Source organism: Microcoleus harperi Pol14_C6 (assembly GCF_036701295.1).
Classification (GTDB): domain Bacteria; phylum Cyanobacteriota; class Cyanobacteriia; order Cyanobacteriales; family Microcoleaceae; genus Microcoleus.
This window is the reverse complement of sequence record NZ_JAUBQN010000006.1, coordinates 139,279-158,776: the sequence shown is the minus strand read 5'-3', so window position 1 is coordinate 158,776 and position 19,498 is coordinate 139,279. Positions and strand designations below refer to the sequence as shown.

General features: G+C 46.9%; 18 protein-coding genes. 7 read left to right on the top strand and 11 right to left on the bottom strand.

Annotation, left to right across the window (positions count from 1 at the left end; genetic code table 11):
- The first annotated feature begins 192 nt into the window (after positions 1-192).
- The 3 genes from QUA27_RS07255 to QUA27_RS07245 all read left to right on the top strand — a co-directional run bounded on the left by QUA27_RS07255 (position 193) and on the right by QUA27_RS07245 (position 3,941).
- The gene (locus QUA27_RS07255) at positions 193-1,554 is read left to right on the top strand and encodes a histidine phosphatase family protein (RefSeq protein ID WP_333067197.1); all 1,362 of its coding nucleotides are present in this window, start codon (positions 193-195) and stop codon (positions 1,552-1,554) included.
- A 195-nt stretch (positions 1,555-1,749) separates the two neighbouring features.
- On the top strand, positions 1,750-3,063 hold the full coding sequence (locus tag QUA27_RS07250) for a dihydroorotase (protein ID WP_333067196.1): 1,314 nt from the start codon (positions 1,750-1,752) through the stop codon (positions 3,061-3,063).
- A gap of 122 nt (positions 3,064-3,185) precedes the next feature.
- Positions 3,186-3,941 (top strand): 4'-phosphopantetheinyl transferase family protein, encoded by a 756-nt coding sequence (locus QUA27_RS07245; RefSeq protein WP_333067195.1) that lies wholly within the window; start codon positions 3,186-3,188, stop codon positions 3,939-3,941.
- A gap of 175 nt (positions 3,942-4,116) precedes the next feature.
- Here the strand turns inward: QUA27_RS07245 and QUA27_RS07240 are convergent, their stop codons facing one another.
- The gene (locus QUA27_RS07240) at positions 4,117-4,857 is read right to left on the bottom strand and encodes a winged helix-turn-helix domain-containing protein (RefSeq protein WP_333067248.1); all 741 of its coding nucleotides are present in this window, start codon (positions 4,855-4,857) and stop codon (positions 4,117-4,119) included.
- A gap of 110 nt (positions 4,858-4,967) precedes the next feature.
- Complete coding sequence (locus QUA27_RS07235; RefSeq protein WP_333067194.1) at positions 4,968-5,126, bottom strand: hypothetical protein; 159 nt, start codon at positions 5,124-5,126, stop codon at positions 4,968-4,970.
- 264 nt (positions 5,127-5,390) lie between these two features.
- Here QUA27_RS07235 and QUA27_RS07230 point away from each other — a divergent pair, with 264 nt between their 5' ends.
- Complete coding sequence (locus tag QUA27_RS07230) at positions 5,391-6,137, top strand: creatininase family protein (protein WP_333067193.1); 747 nt, start codon at positions 5,391-5,393, stop codon at positions 6,135-6,137.
- Between the two features lie 153 nt (positions 6,138-6,290).
- Here the strand turns inward: QUA27_RS07230 and ndk are convergent, their stop codons facing one another.
- On the bottom strand, positions 6,291-6,740 hold the full coding sequence (ndk, locus tag QUA27_RS07225; RefSeq protein WP_333035325.1) for a nucleoside-diphosphate kinase: 450 nt from the start codon (positions 6,738-6,740) through the stop codon (positions 6,291-6,293).
- 635 nt (positions 6,741-7,375) lie between these two features.
- Here ndk and QUA27_RS07220 point away from each other — a divergent pair.
- Positions 7,376-8,134, top strand: a complete 759-nt coding sequence (locus QUA27_RS07220) for a hypothetical protein (RefSeq protein ID WP_333067192.1) — start codon at positions 7,376-7,378, stop codon at positions 8,132-8,134.
- 1 nt (position 8,135) lies between these two features.
- Here QUA27_RS07220 and proB read toward each other — a convergent pair whose 3' ends face one another.
- The 7 genes from proB to QUA27_RS07185 form a co-directional block, all read right to left on the bottom strand.
- A complete protein-coding gene (gene proB, locus QUA27_RS07215; protein WP_333067191.1) occupies positions 8,136-9,245 on the bottom strand; it encodes a glutamate 5-kinase in 1,110 nt (369 codons plus the stop codon).
- Positions 9,246-9,255: 10 nt separating this feature from the next.
- A complete protein-coding gene (locus QUA27_RS07210; protein ID WP_333067190.1) occupies positions 9,256-9,777 on the bottom strand; it encodes a YqeG family HAD IIIA-type phosphatase in 522 nt (173 codons plus the stop codon).
- Positions 9,778-9,919: 142 nt separating this feature from the next.
- A complete protein-coding gene (gene mltG, locus QUA27_RS07205) occupies positions 9,920-11,044 on the bottom strand; it encodes an endolytic transglycosylase MltG (RefSeq protein WP_333067189.1) in 1,125 nt (374 codons plus the stop codon).
- A 247-nt stretch (positions 11,045-11,291) separates the two neighbouring features.
- Positions 11,292-11,870, bottom strand: coding sequence for a DUF3727 domain-containing protein (locus QUA27_RS07200; protein WP_172188895.1), 579 nt, complete (start codon positions 11,868-11,870; stop codon positions 11,292-11,294).
- Between the two features lie 312 nt (positions 11,871-12,182).
- Complete coding sequence (ruvX, locus tag QUA27_RS07195; protein ID WP_333067188.1) at positions 12,183-12,641, bottom strand: Holliday junction resolvase RuvX; 459 nt, start codon at positions 12,639-12,641, stop codon at positions 12,183-12,185.
- Positions 12,642-12,891: 250 nt separating this feature from the next.
- A complete protein-coding gene (locus QUA27_RS07190; protein WP_333067187.1) occupies positions 12,892-14,223 on the bottom strand; it encodes a GNAT family N-acetyltransferase in 1,332 nt (443 codons plus the stop codon).
- A 191-nt stretch (positions 14,224-14,414) separates the two neighbouring features.
- Positions 14,415-15,596 (bottom strand): F420-0:Gamma-glutamyl ligase, encoded by a 1,182-nt coding sequence (locus QUA27_RS07185; protein ID WP_333067186.1) that lies wholly within the window; start codon positions 15,594-15,596, stop codon positions 14,415-14,417.
- Positions 15,597-16,296: 700 nt separating this feature from the next.
- Here QUA27_RS07185 and QUA27_RS07180 point away from each other — a divergent pair.
- Positions 16,297-17,673 carry a hypothetical protein gene (locus QUA27_RS07180; RefSeq protein WP_333067185.1) on the top strand — a complete coding sequence of 459 codons (1,377 nt, stop codon included), beginning with the start codon at positions 16,297-16,299 and terminating at the stop codon, positions 17,671-17,673.
- A gap of 527 nt (positions 17,674-18,200) precedes the next feature.
- Here the strand turns inward: QUA27_RS07180 and QUA27_RS07175 are convergent.
- Complete coding sequence (locus QUA27_RS07175; protein WP_333067184.1) at positions 18,201-18,941, bottom strand: SIMPL domain-containing protein; 741 nt, start codon at positions 18,939-18,941, stop codon at positions 18,201-18,203.
- Between the two features lie 118 nt (positions 18,942-19,059).
- Here QUA27_RS07175 and QUA27_RS07170 point away from each other — a divergent pair, with 118 nt between their 5' ends.
- A complete protein-coding gene (locus QUA27_RS07170; protein WP_333067183.1) occupies positions 19,060-19,443 on the top strand; it encodes a YkvA family protein in 384 nt (127 codons plus the stop codon).
- The last annotated feature ends 55 nt before the right edge of the window (positions 19,444-19,498 follow it).

Sequence of the window (19,498 nt, the reverse complement as noted above, 5' to 3'; positions counted from 1 at the left end):
TAATCATAGGTCGTTGCAGACGAGAGTATCCCGACAACTGGTAAAATTTCACTGGCTCATCTTTTTGACTCGCCTCAACAAGACTTACGCCACAAATCCTCGCTCCGCCATGTATGGGTAAGGTGTGTACAGCGCACCCGCAGCGGGGTAGCAGGCTAAATCTAAAATCTAAAATCTAAAATCTAAAATCGAATGACTCGCATTATCTTAGTCCGTCACGGCAAAAGCACCTACAATCAAGAACGCCGCATCCAAGGCCGCCTCGATAAATCAATTTTGACAGAAGCAGGCCGCAACACCGCCCTGCAAGTAGGCGACACACTCAGCAGTATCGCCTTTGATGCCGCCTATACCAGTCCCCTGCAACGAGCCAAAGAAACAGCGGAAATCATCCTGTCGCGCTTGACAAATCCGCCACAACTCCAGCCAACCGATAATTTGATGGAAATCGATTTGCCTCTGTGGGAAGGAATGTTGCGCCAAGATGCGATCGACAAATTCCCCGAAGCATATCAGCAGTGGCAAAAACAGCCAGACAAATTTTCCATGAAACTGCCATCTGCTGACGGAGACATCGAACACTTTCCCGTATTGGCAATTTTTGCTAACGCCCGTCATTTTTGGCAAGAACTTTTATCGCGCCACCAGGACGGCACAATTCTAGTAGTAGGTCACAACGGAATCAACCGCGCTCTCATCGCCACGGCGTCGGAAATTACCCCGGATTACTATCAATCAATTCAACAGTCAAATTGCGGAATTAGTGTCATTAATTTTGGCCCTTCCCCTGTTACCAACGACGAACTCGGAGAGCCAAAAAAGAAAATTGCAGTTCAATTAGAGTCGGTGAATTTAACTTCCCATACCGGGGAAATTTTTCCCAAACCGAGGGACGGACACCAAGGCCCGCGATTGTTGTTGGTGCGTCACGGCGAAACAGACTGGAATAAAGCAGGTAAATTTCAAGGACAGATTGACGTGCCTCTCAACGATAACGGTCGCGAACAATCCCGGCGGGCAGCAGAATTTCTCAAGGATGTAAAATTAGATTTTGCGATTAGCAGTTCGATGCTGCGCCCGAAAGAAACTGCGGAAATTATTCTCAAATACCACGGCGGTTTGCAACTGGAACTCCGCGACGAACTTAGAGAAATCAGCCACGGACTTTGGGAAGGAAAATTTGAATCAGAAATCGAACAATCCTATCCGGGTTTGCTCGAAGAATGGAAAACATCTCCTGAAAAAGTCCAAATGCCCGAAGGAGAGAATTTGCAGCAAGTTTGGCAAAGGGCGATCGCAGCTTGGCGAGAAATCGTACAATCAGTTTCTGGTACTGGGATTGTCGTTGCTCACGATGCCATTAACAAAGCAATTCTCTGCCACCTATTCGGTTTGGAACCCGAACATTTCTGGAAATTCAAACAAGGAAACGGAGCCGTTAGCGTGATTGATTATCCCCACGGCCCCGATGGTTTGCCGGTATTACAAGCGATGAATGTCACAACTCATTTGAGCGGCGGAGTTTTTGACAAAACAGCAGCCGGAGCACTGTAATTAGTAAAGTGCTGAGCGCGAACCCGTAGCGGAAGGAACGCCCACCGCTACGCTTCGCCCGCCTGAAAAATGTTTGAATTTTGATAACAACCGCGCCCGACGCTTAGGAAGTTCTTAATTCCTGAAACTAATGCGGTGGATTGCTTCTTCCTTCTTCCTTCTTCCTTCTTCCTTCTTCCTTCTTCCTTCTGTTATATGAGCCGCGAACTGCTACAAAATGTACGGGTGCTAGATCCAGTTTCAGGGAGCGATCGCATCGCTGATATTCTGATTGCTGAAGGTGATATCAAAGCAGTCGAAGAAAAAATTGCTGAGTTTCCCGCTGAGACACAAGTGCGGGATTGCCAGGGACTGATTTTGGGGCCGGGGTTAAGTGATATGTACAGTCACAGCGGAGAACCGGGTTTTGAGGATCGGGAAACGCTCGAATCTTTGATGCAGGCTGCGGCGGCTGGGGGTTTTACGCGAGTGGCGATTTTGCCGGATACCTCGCCGCCTGTTGACAATTTGGCCGGTTTAGCTTTGTTGCAGCAACATATCCGCAATTTGTCACCCGGGCTGCCCCGCTTGTATTTTTGGGGAGCGCTGACAGCGGGCGTTAAAGGGCAGCAGATGGCAGAGTTGGGCGAGCTGGCATCCTGTCCAGTGGTGGGTTTTGCAGACGGTTTGCCGCTGTCTAATCCGGCTCTGGTGAGGCGTTTGCTGGAGTATATCAAGCCTTTGGGTAAGTCTGTGGCTTTGTGGCCGTGCGATCGAACTTTGGCAGGAAATGGTGCGGTGAGGGAAGGTGCGCTGTCGGTGCGCTTGGGTTTACCAGGAATTCCGGCGAGTGCGGAAACTTCGGCTTTGGCTGCAATTCTAGAGTTGGTGGCATCTGCGGACACTCCGGTGCACATTATGCGCGTTTCCACGGCGCGCAGCGTGGAATTGATTCGAGATGCGAAGGCGCGGGGTTTGCCGGTGACTGCGAGTGTGACTTGGATGCACTTGCTGTTGAATGTCGGGGCAATTTCAGGAAACTCTAAAGATTCCGGCGGGAAAAATGCTCTGACTGCTTCGTTGCCCTACGATCCGAATTTACGCCTAGAACCGCCGTTGGGGAATATCAACGACCAATTAGCGCTGATTCAAGCTGTGAAAGATGGCGTAATTGATGCGATCGCGATCGACCACAACCCGCATACTTATGAGGAGAAAACTGTGGCTTTTGCTGATAGTCCGCCCGGGGCGATCGGCTTGGAATTAGCTTTGCCTTTACTGTGGCACGGACTGGTAAAAACGGGCGAATTTTCGGCTTTAGAACTGTGGCGATTGTTAAGCGCAGGCCCTGCCGTTTGTCTCGGACAAACCCCCACCACGGTTGCGCCGGGAGTCTCTGCTGAGCTGATTTTGTTCGACCCGGAAATGAGTTGGACTGTTGACGGGCAAAGTCTGAAGTCGCGATCGGCCAATACGCCTTGGTTGGGACAGCAATTAGCGGGAAAAGTTGTACAAAGCTGGATTTATTAATTCTTGCGATTGAAATTCATCTGTTGTAGAACAGGCATCTTACCTGTTTCTAAAAGTAGAACAGACAAGATGCCTGTTTATGGGAATGCTGGATGAGGTGACTCAGAAAAGAAGATAAATACATGATTGCTGCTTTTGATTCGTGGAATTCTCCACCGCAAGACTTGACATTGGATCTGGGCGAAATTCATGTTTGGCGCGTCTCTCTAGCTCAAACAGAATCTTGCTTGCAGAGTTTACAACAGACTCTCTCTACCGACGAGCGGACAAAAGCCGAGGGTTTTCATTTTCCCAAAGGTCGATCGCAATTTATTGTGAGTCGTGGCGCCCTGAGAGAAATTCTCAGTCGCTATCTTAACATAAATTCTCACATTTTGCGCTTTGACTACAATCCCTACGGTAAACCCTCCCTCATCGCCGCCCAAGGGGGAAATACCCTCCGTTTCAATTTGTCTCACTCAGGGAACATGGCTCTAATTGCTATTACCAAAAGTCGAGATATTGGTGTCGATATTGAAGGTATGAATCCAAAATTTCCTTGTCTGGAAATTGCGGAAAAGTTTTTTTCACCCTTAGAAAATACTGTCTTGCGTTCGCTCCCAGAACATCTCCAACCCCGCGCTTTTTTTAGCTGCTGGACTCGCAAGGAAGCCTATATCAAAGCAGTTGGGAAAGGACTTTCTCTTCCCCTGAATCAGTTTGATGTCAGCCTCGCACCAGGGGAACCAGCAGCGCTGTTAAATGTTGAAAAAAGCCCTGAAGAAGCATCGAGATGGTCTTTAATGGAATTAATTCCGAGTTCAGATATGGTGGCGACTGTTGCGGTTGCAGGAGATTGCTCCAAACTGCATTGTTGGCACTGGACAGGGGAGTTTTGATTTATACCGATCGCCAAGGGTAAAAGATAACGGTAACGGTCGCTACAATAAGTCTACTGGCTGCACCTCCAAGCTAGTGTATTGCACACTCTCCATAGACAAATAAGGACACAAAAATGTTGTGTCCTTACGTCAATTCGGCTGCAACTTGCAACCCTATAACTGATTTAAAAATTTAACCAAATCGATAGCCGAACCCACGTACCGTAATGATATATTCCGGTTGACCCGGATCTAATTCCAACTTTTCGCGCAGCCAACGGATGTGAACGTCAACCGTTTTGCTGTCTCCGATAAAATCTTGACCCCAAATTTTTTCCAACAACTGATCGCGAGACCAAACTCGCCGGGGATAATTCATAAATAGTTCTAGTAAGCGAAACTGTTTAGGAGAAAATTTCACTTCCAGACCACGAACCAACACGCGGCACTCTTCAGGATATAGAGTTATGCTCTTATATTGCAGCATCCTCGGTTCCGGTAAGCGACCGAGGCGCTGGCGTCGCATCAGCGCTCGACAGCGAGCGATAAACTCCCGCATTCCAAAAGGCTTGGTCAGATAATCATCCGATCCGGCTTCGAGGTAAAAAGCGCAATTGTTGGCACTTCCTCTAGCACCGATAATCAAAATAGGGACGGGATTTCCTTGATGCCGTAACATTCGACACAGATCTAAACCGTTAATTGAATCCATAATTAACAGGTTAAAGGCCAATTCACCATGGTATGACGAAGAAGCCTGTACAGAAGGCAGAGCGTTGCGCCCGTCGCTAGTAACCACCACCTCGTAGCCCTGTTCTTTAAGGGCTAAAGCTAGCATTTCCCGCAACAGATCTTCACCTTCCAATAACAAGATACGGCCGGCTTGTCCAACAGCCAACCTTGAAGGACTTTCGCTTAATTCAGCAGAAGACATAAATATCAGTGGGAGTGATGTTTGTATGTGGCTAGCGGGAGGTACCTTCTTCAGTAGCTGAGGTACTCTCGCGCTGCGATCGCTTGTACGATCGCCATTTGTTCGATCGCTTAGAATCTTTCGCCAGTCCATCCCACAGACACGCGCTCGACCTTTGCTACTTGCTCGTGTAAGGAATACAGCCGTAGAGCAGTTGTCGGAACCGCGCTGCCTGCCTGCGTCCAGGCCACAGAAGTCTGGTCATTTTTCGGGGTCGGTGTTAATTTCATAAAACATTGCCCGCTGTTAATTGACCACGTAACACCCAATCTAGAGGGATATGCTTGTTATACTACTCTTAAAAGGTTATTAAAAGGTAAAGTTTTGGCCATCAAGTGGTTAAATTATTAACGTTAAGTAATATAACGGTAAAGTTCCGATCGCACTGTAGGGCTTTTTTTAAGAATACAATAATAAGTTCGTCCAAATTCCTTTTTCTTCCCGTGCCGGCTACGATCGACGATAGCAAGTAAAAATTTTGTAGACTGCCTATCATGTTGCTGCATTTGAGTACGTGGTCCGAGGTAGAAGCTTATCTAGAAAGCTCCCGAGGCATAATTATCCCGATCGGCTCCACCGAACAGCACGGGCCCACCGGCTTGATCGGGACTGACGCCATTGCAGCCAAGGCGATCGCCCGCGGTGTCGGCGAAGCTGCCAATGCCTTAATCGGCCCGACAATTAATGTCGGCATGGCCCTGCACCACACCAGCTTTCCCGGCACAATCAGCCTGCGACCGCAGACTCTGATATTGGTAGTCAGGGACTATATCACATCTTTGGCAAAAGCTGGATTTGAGAAATATTTCTTCATTAACGGTCACGGCGGCAACATTGCCACCATGAAAGCAGCATTTTCCGAGACATACGCGCATTTGTCGGACTTGAATCTACCAAATGCCGATAAAATCCAGTGTCAAATCGGCAACTGGTTCATGTGCGGTTCAGTTTACCAACTAGCAAAAGAATTATACGGAAACCAAGAAGGTTCCCACGCCACCCCCAGCGAAGTCGCCTTAACCCAGTACCTTTATCCAGAAGCAATCAAGCAAGCTCCGCTTTCGGAAGAAGTCGGTTCCGGGCACAAAATTTACGGTGCTGCTGACTTCCGCCGCCGATTTCCCGACGGGAGAATGGGTTCAAATCCAGGCTTAGCAACCCCCGAACACGGTCAACAGTTTTACGAATTAGCAGTCAAAGAATTGACTAATAATTATTTGGAGTTTTTAAGTTCAGATTAACGTTTTTTCTTCTCGTTACCAGGAAGCTCCGGGTAACGAGTAAAAATCTCAAACTATTCTATAGTTTACAGTTATGAGTGAGTCAGCGACATGATATTTCATCTGTCTAAGAAAGGCTATATCTCCCGATTAACCACCGGGAGAATATCAAAACTATTCCACAATCCAAGGAGTTAAACAAGGTGTCCAAGCACTCAATTCTTCTTCCTTGAACCAAAGGCTAATTTCCGCACGGGCAGTCTCGACAGCATCAGAACCGTGAATGAGATTACGACCGACATTGACGGCAAAATCTCCCCGAATTGTCGCAGGTTCTGCATTCAGAGGATTTGTGGCGCCAATGATTTTTCTCGCCGAGGCGACAACGCCGTCGCCTTCCCAAACCATCGCCACTACAGGGCCTGAAGTGATAAAGTTTACCAATCCAGCAAAGAAGGGTTTTTCTTTGTGAACATCATAATGTTGTTCCGCTAGTTCGCGACTCGCCGTCATCAGCTTCATACCAACTAGCTTAAAGCCCTTGGCTTCAAAACGACCGATAATTTCGCCGACGAGTCCGCGCTGTACACCGTCGGGCTTAATCGCTAAAAAAGTCCGTTCCAAGATTAACTCCTATAATTGTGTTAACTGATCCAAAAGATAGAGTAACCCAGAACGCACCTAAAGGCAATTCTGAGAATTAGAAATTGTCATTTGGAGAGTTATGGCCGCCGGAAGAAAGAAGAAGGAATAATGAAGAGGGAAGAGCAAAGAGGGAAGAAGCAATAAAAGCAAGGGTTAAAGAAACCGGGTTTCTCAGAAAATTTTTTGTTGAGTAGCGATGAATCTCCGAAGAAACCTGGTTTCGAGACTTCTATGCGTCTAGGACTGATTTGCATGGATCACCGCGATTTTGTAAAAGGCATTTTTTAGCAGTGCGAACAGGATGCTCACTTGCCCAGATAAGTTAATCATCCTTTAAATTATCGGTAAATAATCAAACTCTTGTGGGGTGGCTTTGAGCAACGACTGAAATATGCAATCTAAATTTAGAACATTTTATCTCTAGGCAACAAGATGCTCGAACTTCTGGCACAATATGATACAAATCACTGTTTCCTGTGACTGCCAACACTCTTACCTATGATCTCAAATACAAATATATATGATAATAAACACAATTCTTTAGGCTCTAAAATATAGATAATTAACGGAGATATGAAGATGATCTTGACAGCAACCATTCAGGCGAAAAAAGTATGAAAGGCATTGTAGCATTCATTGAACCCAAAAAGCAAGAGTTTGCAAAAATGCCCTTGTTTGACTTTCTAGCCAACAAACACATTCACGCGAATCAACGACTAATTTTTGCACCTGTACTCGCTCCTTTGGCTGTGGGATTGAGCGATTTAAATAAATATGTGCTGCGAGAATCTTCTAGTAATAACAAAGTTCAGGAACTCATTAATAAATATACTTATAAAAAAAACTATTATTGGCACGACTATCTAGAATACCTAGAAGAACTGGGCTTAAACCAATTAATGAGTTACGGCGATTTCAGACTGCTTTGGGGTGAAGAAACTAAAAAAACTCGATCGCTTTGTTCAGCGATCGAACGCTACGCTTGGAAAGCTTCTCCTATTCAGAAACTGGTGTTAGTGGAAGTCCTCGAAGGAACTGCCCAAGTTTTTTTTGAGGCGGTGCTAGCAGTGGTAATGGAATTACAGCAAATTAACCAAAAAGAATCTGTTGATTTTGGAGGATATTATGGGGGTTTAGAAAATTATCACCTTTTAAACACGCCAGAGATGTTGCAAATTTTAGAAGAAATCAAACTTACAGATGCGGAATACCAAGCAGCTTTAGAATTAGCACAAAATTTATTTGAACTGTTTACAGAAGCGATGAACGAGCTGTTCAGACACAGCCAAACAAATTCTTGCAAGACTGTGCTGCAAATATCTTCAATTTCTGCCTTCGCTCATTGCGCGATCGACTGTCTCGATATTTGTTAGTTTAAACAATCACTAAATTATCTCGGTGTACCGCCGTTTCTACGCCTGCATAGCCTAAAATTTCAGCAATTTTTTCGGACTTGCAGCCCTGGATTTGTCTCAATTCTAAACTGCTATAATTCACAAGTCCTCTAGCAATTTGCTTGCCGGTGGCGTCGCACAACTGCACGGAATCATCAGCTTGAAATTCTCCTTCTACTTGAGCAATACCCGCAGCTAAAAGCGATTTTCCGCCCTGGGAAATTGCTTTGACAGCACCCGCGTCTAAATATAGTTTTCCTGCCGGAATTAGCACGTTAGCTATCCAGTGTTTGCGAGCGTTTACAGGGCGCGGTTGAGGCTCAAATTGAGTGCCGATCGACTCTCCTTTGAGTATTTTCTCGATATTACCAGGAAAGCAGCCGTCAGTGATGACAGTCCGCACTCCCGATGCAGTTGCTATTCTCGCGGCTTCAATTTTTGTCACCATTCCGCCGGTGCCCCAACCGCTGCGGGAATCTCCTGTTTGCACCTGAAATTCTGTGAGCTGTGCCATACTTTGAACTAGGGCGATCGGCTGTGCGTCTGGATTGCTGCGCGGATCGGCGGAATACAGCCGATCGACATCTGTGAGCACAAACAACCAATCTGCTTCTACCAAACTCGCTACTAGCGCCGAAAGCGTATCGTTATCGCCAAATTTGAGTTCGTCTACCGCTACTGTATCGTTTTCATTGACGATCGGAATCACGCCCAACCGGAGCAGTTGCCCAAAAGTATTGCAAGCGTTAACATAACCGTTACGCTGCACTAAATCGCCCCTGGTGAGCAATACTTGAGCGATCGGCTGTTGCACAGTAGTAAACAAATCATCGTACACCCGCATCAGCCGCCCTTGCCCCACAGCCGCCACAGCCTGTTTCAAAGCCATGTTTCGCGGGCGTTCCGTCAAACCCAAGCGCGCGCAGCCAACTCCAACCGCACCCGAAGAAACCAAAACTACTCGATGGCCTTGCTGCCGCAAATCAGCTAAAATTTCGACCAATGCAGCAATAGTTGAAAGAGCTAAGTTTCCCGTAGTCGATCGAGTCAGCGTCGAAGTTCCTATTTTAACAACAATAGTTTGAGTCATTTAAATTTTTCTAATTTCTGCTATCAAGAGAAGCCCCCAAAGCTTGAGAAACCCAAACTTCAAAAGAGCGCACCGGATACTTGCGAAGCGCATACCCAGCATCAACCATTGGTTCCACTAAAATAGTAAACATACCCAAACGATTGCCTGCCAAAACATCAGTAAAAAGTCGATCGCCCACCATCGCCACTTGTTCCACCGGCAAATTCATTGCATTAATAGCCTTTCGCAACTTGCGGCGGGACGGCTTAGCTGCACCCGTGATGTATGGTAGATTCAAAGACTCAGCAATCCGACCGATCCGAGTCTGACTTAAATTATTGCTCGCCAACCACAGCGATACTACGGGTTTTATTTCTTCCACCCACAGGGTGAGTTCAGGAGAAGCATTCATTGCAGTGATGGGAACGAGAGTTTCGTCCACATCCAAAACTAATCCTTTAATATTATATTCCTGAAGAATATCAGCCGTTAACTTCATGACTGAATCGCCGAGAACTAAGTCAGGCTGTAGTATTTTACCCCAAGTCATAATGATTTTAGATTTTAGGTTTTAGATTGAGAAATAAGAAATTGGAAGTTAAAGATTAAAAAAGTAAAAAATCAAAAGTGAATAATTATTGCTTTTACTTTGTGACTTTTGACTTTTTACTTTTGTATTAGTCATTGCCTATCTATTGAGTTGATCGCAACTGCTGGTCAACTTTAGCAATCGCAGCATCGTGTTCCGCCTGCGTGCGGCTAAAAATGTGAGTGCCGTCATATCGAGCCATAAAATACAGGTATTCTGTATTTTCTGGAGTCAGAGTCGCTTCCAGACTTGCTATTCCTGGAGATGCGATCGGAGTTGGCGGCAGCCCTACATTGATATAAGTATTGTAAGGAGAAGGGGTTTCCACCTGCTTGAAAGTCAAAGGCTTTTCCTTCGTTTGCCTAATGCCGAGGGCGTATTCAACCGTCGGGTCAGAACCCAAGGGCATACCCTTATTCAGACGGTTGTTGAATACCCCAGAAATACGATTGCGCTCGCCCGCAACCACAGCCTCTTTTTCCACAATACTAGCCAGCGTCACCCACTCTTTCAAATCCAGCTTAGTTTTCTTCTGATTTTTTTGATATATCGGCAAAGCCAACTCCTCGAAGCGACCGAGCATTTGCTTAATGACAGCTTCCGGGCTAATTGCATCGCCGTCTAGCTGATAAGTATCCGGGTACAAAAACCCTTCCAAGTGAGGCAGGCCGCTCGGCAGCCAAGGGTACTGAGCATAGGGAACTTGACTCGCCACCGCCATAAAATCCTTAGCCGGGAAAAAACCTTGCGCTTCAAAATAAGCGCTCATTTGTTGCAGCGACCACCCTTCTGGAATAGTGAAACTCTGCTGTACGACTTCGCCCTTCCAAATTTTGTCAGCAACTGCACTCAGAGGCTGAGTCGGCGACAGTTTGTAAGTTCCTGCTTGAAAACCTCCCTCGCGGTTTTGCAGAGTCAGCCAGCGGGTCCACATATTCCATGCCGAACTCGATCGAATTAACCCCGCAGCCTCTAAATCCCGCCCGATTTTTTGACTGGGAGTACCCTCCGGGATTTGGATCAAAACAGCAGCATCCTCTGGCGAAGAAGTTGACGTTTCAGCTATTTTAGCCGGGGCGGAAGCCCAGCTCCACCAAGCCCAGCCCTGCCAAGCGCAAACCCCCCAGATTGCCGGCAGCAACGCCAGATAAAACAACCATTTAGAGACTTGCGGAGTTCCTTTTCGGTCCTCGCGCGCGCTGCCTTTTGTCATTTGTTCTTTATTCATAGTCCGTTGTCTTGGATAAGCGGCGGTTAACTAGCGACTAATGACTGATGACCTGCGATTGATGACCGAAAAGTTACGAATACAAGCCCTTTAAAAGACCCAATTCACACGGCCCAATTAAAAAGCCCGATCGCGAAGGCAGAAGCGGCCATCTCGAAAAAGTTTGATCGGGCGAGCAGTTTACTTTTTTATAAAATAGTAAAAAATTCTGCTTTTTGCCATCAGGCCTTCTGCCTGCAATTAATATCTAATCAAGCTCGTCAAAGAACTGGTCTTCCAGCATAGGTAACATCGGTTCCAGCCTTTGGAACTCTTCTTCCGAGAGCAATTCTGGCTTGCCGTCGTCATTCATTCTAGCCAAGATAAAGAACGGATCTAAAGGCGTATAAATGGCATATTCCTGTTCTTCGTGGTAGAAGCTGGTCAGCCACATCAGCTCCTCGAACTCCGACTCCTCATCTGGATCGACATCGGATGCCATATCCTCTTCGGGAAATTCGGGCAATTCGCCAACCACAGTCAGCGTCACCGCCGTGCGTCGGAGGGTCAGGTTCTGCTCTTGCAGGACAACTTTAGCTGTATCAAAAATTTTGTCGATTTCGGTCTCGTCTTCTACAGGAATTGCTGCTTCGTCAGTATCGTCTCCCTGCCAGGTAAAAATTTCTACGGGTGAGTCAATCGGAAGCAGCAAAGCGTATTCTTGACCTTCTAGATTCATAGAATATTCTATGTTGCAAGTCAGCGATCGCCCAACTTCATCCGTCAGGGTGACGGACTCTTCGTTGGAATTGCCATTCTCTTTTTTGCGGTATGGGGATGAGGACATCGCGTGTATCTTATTTTCCGTCAATAATTCACTAATGTTTGCTTGACAATTGGGAATTTTCGTGGCGATATTCTGGCTAAGTGGGCGATCGCCAGCCCACAGGCTTAAACCGCGAGACTCGCAGCCTTTTCCACAGGCGAGGAGTGCAGCGTTTAAATCTCAGTCGAGTCAGCAAGCGACACTGAGGACAAATCACGATTTTGTGCTGCTTCAGTACCGAGGCTACACCAGAATTTTCTCCAGTTTGTCAAGGGTTACAGGTGTGCGTAGCAAACTTGCACAACCAGGATATCACGCCTCTGTTACAAGCTATCAAGGATTGGGAAGGGCGGAGATATTTTGCCTCCGCTCGTCTAGCCACTGCTGCAAAATCAGGGCCGCTGCTTTGCGATCGATCGCACCCTTATTTTGCGACAGCGAAATCCCTGAAGCTTTCATCAATTCCTCTGCCTCAACCGAAGTCAGGCGCTCGTCCACGTATTCTAGGGGGAGTTCTAAGGCTGCGGCGATGCGATTGGCATATTTCTGCACCTGTCGGGCTTGAGTGCCCAATTCTCCGCTCAGGGAGTAAGGCAAGCCTGCAACCAAAATTTGCACTCTCCGCTCTCGGGTGAGCTCTCTGAGATAAGCTACGTCTCGATCGAAGGACGATCGTACAAGTGTTGTAATGCCCGTAGCTATTAAACCAGTGCCGTCACACCCGGCGATGCCGACTCGTTTGAGGCCGATATCTAATCCCAGTGCTGAAATCCATAATTTATCGTTGGACATTATCAATCAATTTTAGATTTTAGATTTTAGATTTTAGATTTACTTCTTTCATTACCGGAGTATTTTTTTTACTAACCGCAAAGACGCGAAGGAAGAAGAGAAGAAAGCAAGAATAAGAGAGGTAATCTTAAGTTGATATTAATCAAAAGCAGAAGGAATATTTTAGGATTATGACCGAAAAAAGGGAACTTTTTAAATGATTAATTCTTTTTTTTTCGGTCTTCTACCTTTTACCTTCTGCTTTCACTTATTAAGAATTGAGTTCTCCGGGCCAGCCACCGTCTAGAGGCAACTCCGGCAAATTTAAAGGCAAAATGCTGCTGCCATCGGTTGCGGCTGATTCGGAATTAGGGAAGTTCAAGGGGTTAACTTGATTCGTTTGGCTGTTTCCTGAGTCAGTCAAGAGCGGTTTTATCTCGGAGGATGCGGGCCCAGCTGCAGCTTCCCCAGCGATCGGGCCGAGCCAGGACATCCTGCCCGGTACGGGTTTGCGAGTTGGCTGGAAGCTTTGCAGCATTTCTGATAGCTGGAGTCCTTCGAGAGATACCAACTTGGACTCGCGCAATTTGTGCCACACCGATCGAGACATCAGCAAACTGTGTTCCACGCGCACTGCTCCAAATTGCTCTAAATAAGCTTCCCGTTCCGGCTGATAGTCAGCGGAAGCCAGTTGCAGGCTTTGAACCGGGAAATCTTGAACGAGGCGCGCCATCTGGGACAGCAGTTCTGGGTACAGCCAAGTGTAGGCCGGGTGTACCGTCAACTGGGCGACGTGCGGTTGGTGGCCGTTGCGGGATAGCTGCACCTGAAAATAGCCGATCGCGGCTTTGCGCTGCGGTTCAAACACGTAGCCGCTGACTACCTCTGTTTTTCCCAGCCACTGTCTGACACCCTCGACTAAAGCGCCGAAAAAACTGGTTTTGAAATCTTGAATGTGCCGATCGAATACTTGGCGCACCAGGGGCGGCATAGACGCGGTATCCAGTTGATAGAGCAACTGAGCGTCTGCGTTGCTAACAGGCAGCAGGTTGGGCAAATCTGGCGTCGAGTTGGCCATTTCTTGCAGGCGTTCTGGGGCGATCGTCCAATATGTCATCTGGGCCAAAGGCTGAAACCCGTTCTGCCGATACAAAGCCAAGGAAGTTTTGTCGCCGACATTCACTTCCAACAGCCACGTCCGCGCCTCCCAGACTGCCTCAAAGCAGTACCGCAGCAGCATGGAACCAATTCCTTTGCTGCGGGCTTCCGGGTCTACTCCTATGCGATCGATCCGCCAAGTGCTGCGGGTGCGGTTGAAAGGAGAAATCTGAATTATGCCCTTAACAGTCCCCTCTTCTTCGGCAACGTGGGCCCGGAACAGGGACTGACAAGGGTTGGGAAACAAGCTAAAAATCTTTAGCAGTCCGTACCAGCGACGAATCTGCTGCAACTTTCTACCTAGTACCACGTCGCCACTTCCGCCCTTGCGATTTTCTGGCTCGTCGGCTGTTTCCGCGCACAGTTGTTCCATCACCTCGATGTCGCGATACTGAAACGGGCGAATCACAACCTGGTTTTGGTTTTGGGAGGGAAATGAAGTCATAGCATAAAAGTGGAGAATGGAAATTTAAAAATAAAAATTCAGAAAGGGGAAGAGTGAGGGAAGTTTTGAGTTTTGAATGGGTAAATTTTGAGTTCAAAACTTATCACTTGTGATTCTTCTCCCTTTCTTGCTCGATCGAAAATTAAAAATTTCAAATCATCTTTTTGAATTTTTAATTTTCTCTTTTCAACTCAAGATTTTTGTGGCAGAGGTCGAATTAGAACGACCGGTGTTCGCTCGTCAGCATTCCCGGCGGGGTTGCTGCGCAAGGCTTGCTCTAAGAATGCTACCGATAAATCGGAGGTCGCTGCTAATATCTTAACTGCTTTCAAGTCATTAGCGTCTACGATCGCCGCCGCAAGTCCGGTTTCTCGTTGAATTTCTTCTACAACTTGCTGGGGATTGTCCGGGCCGAGGACAATAAATTGGTCGAAGGGAGGCAAAGTCCCGGTAACGTCGTCGATCAGCCTGGCTTGTTCCCCTGCTAGTTGGTAAAAGACTCCCGGTTTGCCAAATATTTTAGCCACAGCGCCGATCGCAAATGCTGCTACTACGCGCCAAGGGCCGACTACATCAACCAACGTCTGCATTCCGCAAGCCGTGGCCAAACTCGACGTAGGCAAGAAAAACAAGCACACTCGCTTTGCCGCCCATCCTGGTTTGACTTCGCTGGGATGGCGGTAGCGTCCCTGCATCAAAGCTAGGGGAGTTTCTGCGAGGGCGACAATATCTCCTTTCTGGGCGCGCGGCAGCACGTACCGCTTGACAATTTCGACTGGATTGTCCAATTCCGCCAGTATGTGAGTGCGAATCGGCAAGACTTCTGCAACTCCGACATTTCTGGCAATGGGTACGGTGTCCGAGTTGGGAAATTGCAGCGGGACTACTACGTTACGGACTTTGGGGATGCGCCCGCCCGGGCCGTAGGTGACGAAGTGTACTTGCACCCAAGCCGACTGCAATTTGGTTAAATCTTGCCCTTGAATGTCTACAGAAACTTTAATTTTCGTGGTTTTTTGGGCTTTAACAATATAGCCGAACCAGTAATCGTCTGCTCTGGCTGCTGCCTCTTTGTGGCAAGGAATCACCTTTGTCTCGGAGGTAACGCCATCCACACTTCCGTCTGACAGCAGTTTCACCTGTGCCCGCACTTCCGGCAACATAATCTCAAAGCGCTGTGTCAGGTTGCGGAACTCCATTTCCCCGACTAAAAGATAGCGGTTGGGTTCCGAGATGGCTAAGTGCCACTCTCCGGCTGTTAGTTCTAGTTTATTTGCACTCCCAGTCCGGCGATAGTTCAACTCTAGGCCCAATCCGCCCAATGCTAGCAGCGAACCGGCTGCTGCGATTCCTGTTGCTAAAGTCTCAATCACTCTAATTACCGCCAATAATATTTTGTGTTTACTGTAGTCGATATCGGGTACTTTGAGCCCCGATCCGGTAGTAATTGGATTGTGTTCAGTTTGTTGGGGGCGATCGAACTTATGCCAAATTACATGTAAGTGCGATCGCCTCTGGTGGCTACAGTGGTTAAGTTGCTGTTCAAAAAGCTCTCCTCGTAAGTTAGATCACTCCAAAATCTGGCGTTCCTTAATCAGGGTATGAAAAAAATCAGTTGAAAATCCCGAATCTTTGTGGATACTGGTTTCTCTGACCTGCATATTTAGCCTTTCCTACAGTAAACCAGCAACGTCTATAAAACACATCACTTAATTCAATAATTTAATAGTAGAGATGTTATAAAAAATATTTTCAGATATTGTTTTTTATAACGTTAACTTATAAGCTTGTACTCAACATTTTTTAGAAGATTTATTAATCATTTAATCTGTCAACCAGTCTGTATATAATAGTTGTTTTTGGCTCGCTAAGCTAAGACTGTTCCCGATCTACGATCGTGCGCCTCTAGGTTCTTCAAGGTCGAATGAACAGCGAGCCGCTAGCGCCGTCGTGGTCAGTACCTTTAATAATCTACTTCTTAAGTAACAGTCAAAATCTAGTTCTTAGGCAGTATATTTTCTGAGAAGTATATAGTTAGCCTAGTAAATGTAGCAGTAATACCCAAGGATATTTATGACTGATAATAACCAGCCTTTTAACCAGCCTGAAGCCAATCCTGACCTCCAGGAAAAGAATGTTGAAAATAGCGAGAACCAGCAGCTTCAGGCTCAGGCTAACGAAAATGCAGAATCAAAGCAAGATCAACCATCAGGCTCAGGCATTGGTGCGAGGATAGCTGGAGCAGCAGTCGGTGGTATACTAGGTGCTCGCTCTGGAGGCATTATTGGTGCTGTAGCAGGCTCAGTTGCTGGCGCTATGATTGGTAAAGGTACTGCTGATACTGTTAACCGTGCAGTAGATAATTTAGGGGATGCAGCACACGCTGTAGCAGACGGTATTACACACACTGTAGAAGAGCTAGGGACAGTAGTAAAGGAAACTGCTGAGGAAGTTAAACCATCTATCAAAGCTACAGCAGAAGCAGTCAAGGAGACTGTTGAGGAAACTAAGCCTTCGATTAAAGGTATAGCCGAATCTGTCAATGAGACAGTTAGGGAAGCCAAGCCTTCTGTAGTAGATGCAGTCAAGAGTGCATCGGAGGAAGTCAAACCTACGATTAGAGAAGTAAAAGATTCAGTCAAGCAGACAGTCGAAGGTGTCAAGCCATCTATACAAAGTGCAGCGGACTCTATTAAGAGTACGGCTGATGAAGTTAAGCCTTCTGCCAAAGCTGTAGCTCAAGAAATTGAGGGCGCAACTAAGGAGTTTAGATCCACTGTAAAAGATACAGCCAAGGCAGTTGAGCCATCTATAAAAAGTGCAGCCGAATCGCTTCAGTCATCTGGCAAGAGTGCAGCCGAATCAATCAAGTCATCTGCTCAAAGCGCAGCCGAATCTGCTAAAGGTGCAGCGCAGGATGTTAAGTCATCTGCCCAAAATGCAACCGAATCGGCTAAAGATGCAGCGCAGGATGTTAAGCAGGATATTAAGTCATCTGCCCAAAATGCAGCCCAATCTGCTAGAGGTGCAGCGCATGATTTTAAGCAGGATGTTAAGTCATCTGCCCAAAATGCAACCCCATCTGCTAAAGGTGCAGCGCATGATTTTAAATCATCTGCCCAAAAGGCAGCCGAATTTGCTAAACCTCCAGTGCCTGATTTTAAATCATCTGCCCCAAAGGCAGCCGAATTTGCTAAACCTCCAGTGCCTGATTTTAGGTCATCTGCCCAAAATGCAACCCCATCTGCTAAAGGTGCAGCGCATGATTTTAAATCATCTGCCCAAAATGCAGCGGAATCTGCTAAACGTGCAGCCCACGATGTTAAGTCATCTGCCCAATATCTAGCCGAATCCGCCGAGGAAAATAAGGATAGTGATCTTCACATCTCCGGCCGTCCTGAACTCAAGGACAAAGTGGTCATTAATGACAAGAGAATCATTAAGGACTAGGTAAAGTAAGGGCTTAACTCCAGCTTGTTAAAGCTAGCCCTAAGAGAGTTTAACAGAGAGTGGATCTTAGAAAAGAGTCCACTCTTTTCTGTTTAGGAGGAATGCCATCGCCTAGGGTTTAACGGAGAGTCTATTGATTGAGAAACTCTCCTCCTGAAAAAGGACAGATTCCGTTCATAGTTCATAATAGGTTGTAGCCACTTGGCGTCACTGCTCACCGCAACAAAGTTGCGGTGAGCAGTTATACTTTAAGTCAGAGTGCCCCACTTAATATTTCCTTACATAGTGATAAATTTTTCCACAGACTTACTGAGAGTGAAACTTTGTTTGGCGCTAAAATTGTTAAGGCTTTGATTGTTGTAGCTCTTGGGGGCGAAGATACGGAAATATTTGTGTGGGAGGCGAACAATTGCTCGACTACGGGCAGAAGTGGTTAAAACGGCTAAAGTTTTTTGTAGAAAAAGCTGCTTGATAAATCGAGAAATAGTTAGGGTCAAGCTGATGTGGCCAGTTCAACCCCTAAGTATTTAATATCCAAATTGCAAAGTCACAGAAGCTTCTACCTGCTGTTCCCCTCCCACCACAGGCGTTGTAGCGTCAGCAGCAGCCATGCGAGCACCAGCCACTTGCCGATACATTGGAGGGGGCGCGATCGCACCGTTGACTTGAATGCCCAGAATCTCTCCCCGCTTCAGGTTGAGGGCGCTCAAGACTGCATCCGCTTGCGCTTGAGCATCTTGAGTTGCTTTGCGGAGTGCTTGTTTTCGAGCTTGTTCGATCGCACTATCGGCAGCGACAAAACTCACGCCGTCGATGCGTGTGGCTCCGGCATTCACCGCATCGTCAAGCAAAGTCCCTGCAGATGCAGTATTAATCCGAAAACTGACGGTATTAGTCGCCGTATAGCCCGTCAAGCGCTGTTGGTTGTTGTCGTAGTTATAAATGGGATTGAGGGTGATGCCGGCAGTTTCGAGTTTTTCGACTTGGCGCGATCGCAGCAACTCTACCACAGCGGACGATCGCCTCGCCGCTTCCTGCTGCACCTCGGCCGCCGTTTTCCCCTGCACCTCAACCCCCAGCCGAACTTGCGTTTGAGTTGTAGGAATCGCTTCCACACCCCGCCCAGTAACACTCAGCGTTCTGATCCGCTGTTCTTGAGCCACCGCCGGATCTAATCTCACAAAACTCACGAGAGTTAAGGTTAAACACAGCGCTGTTACCAGACTGCGGAATTTAATGCGATCGCGCGATCGTAAAGTTGAATTCATAAATTTGATTATCCTCACATACAACAGATGCTATACTTTACCTTCCCACTCAAATTGCTAAATATCCGGGTTGTTACATTTTTAGCAACTAAAAAAAGTATTAGTCATTAGTCATTAGATGCACTCCTTAAAACAAGTTGCCCGCAGATTAAAAAAAGAGACTTACGCTGTTTATTTAGCCAGTACAGACCAGAGAGTAGCTTGGTACGCCAGAATTTTAGCAGGCCTTACGGTTGCCTACGCTTTTAGCCCGATCGACTTAATTCCTGACTTCATACCGATTCTTGGCTACTTGGACGATTTGATAATTGTACCTTTGGGAATTTGGCTGGTACTGAAGATGATTCCGCCACAGGTTTTAGCCGAGTGTCGGGAAAAAGCAGCCGCAGAAATAGAGCGAGGAAAACCGATAAATCGGGCTGCCGCTGTTGTGATTGTTGCCATTTGGATTAGCTTGGGAATATTAGCAGCAATGTGGCTGACACGGATATTTAAACGTTAAAAAAAATCACCTATCTAGTTATAGTGTAGGGGGCGCGCCGAGCACCTTACCTTAA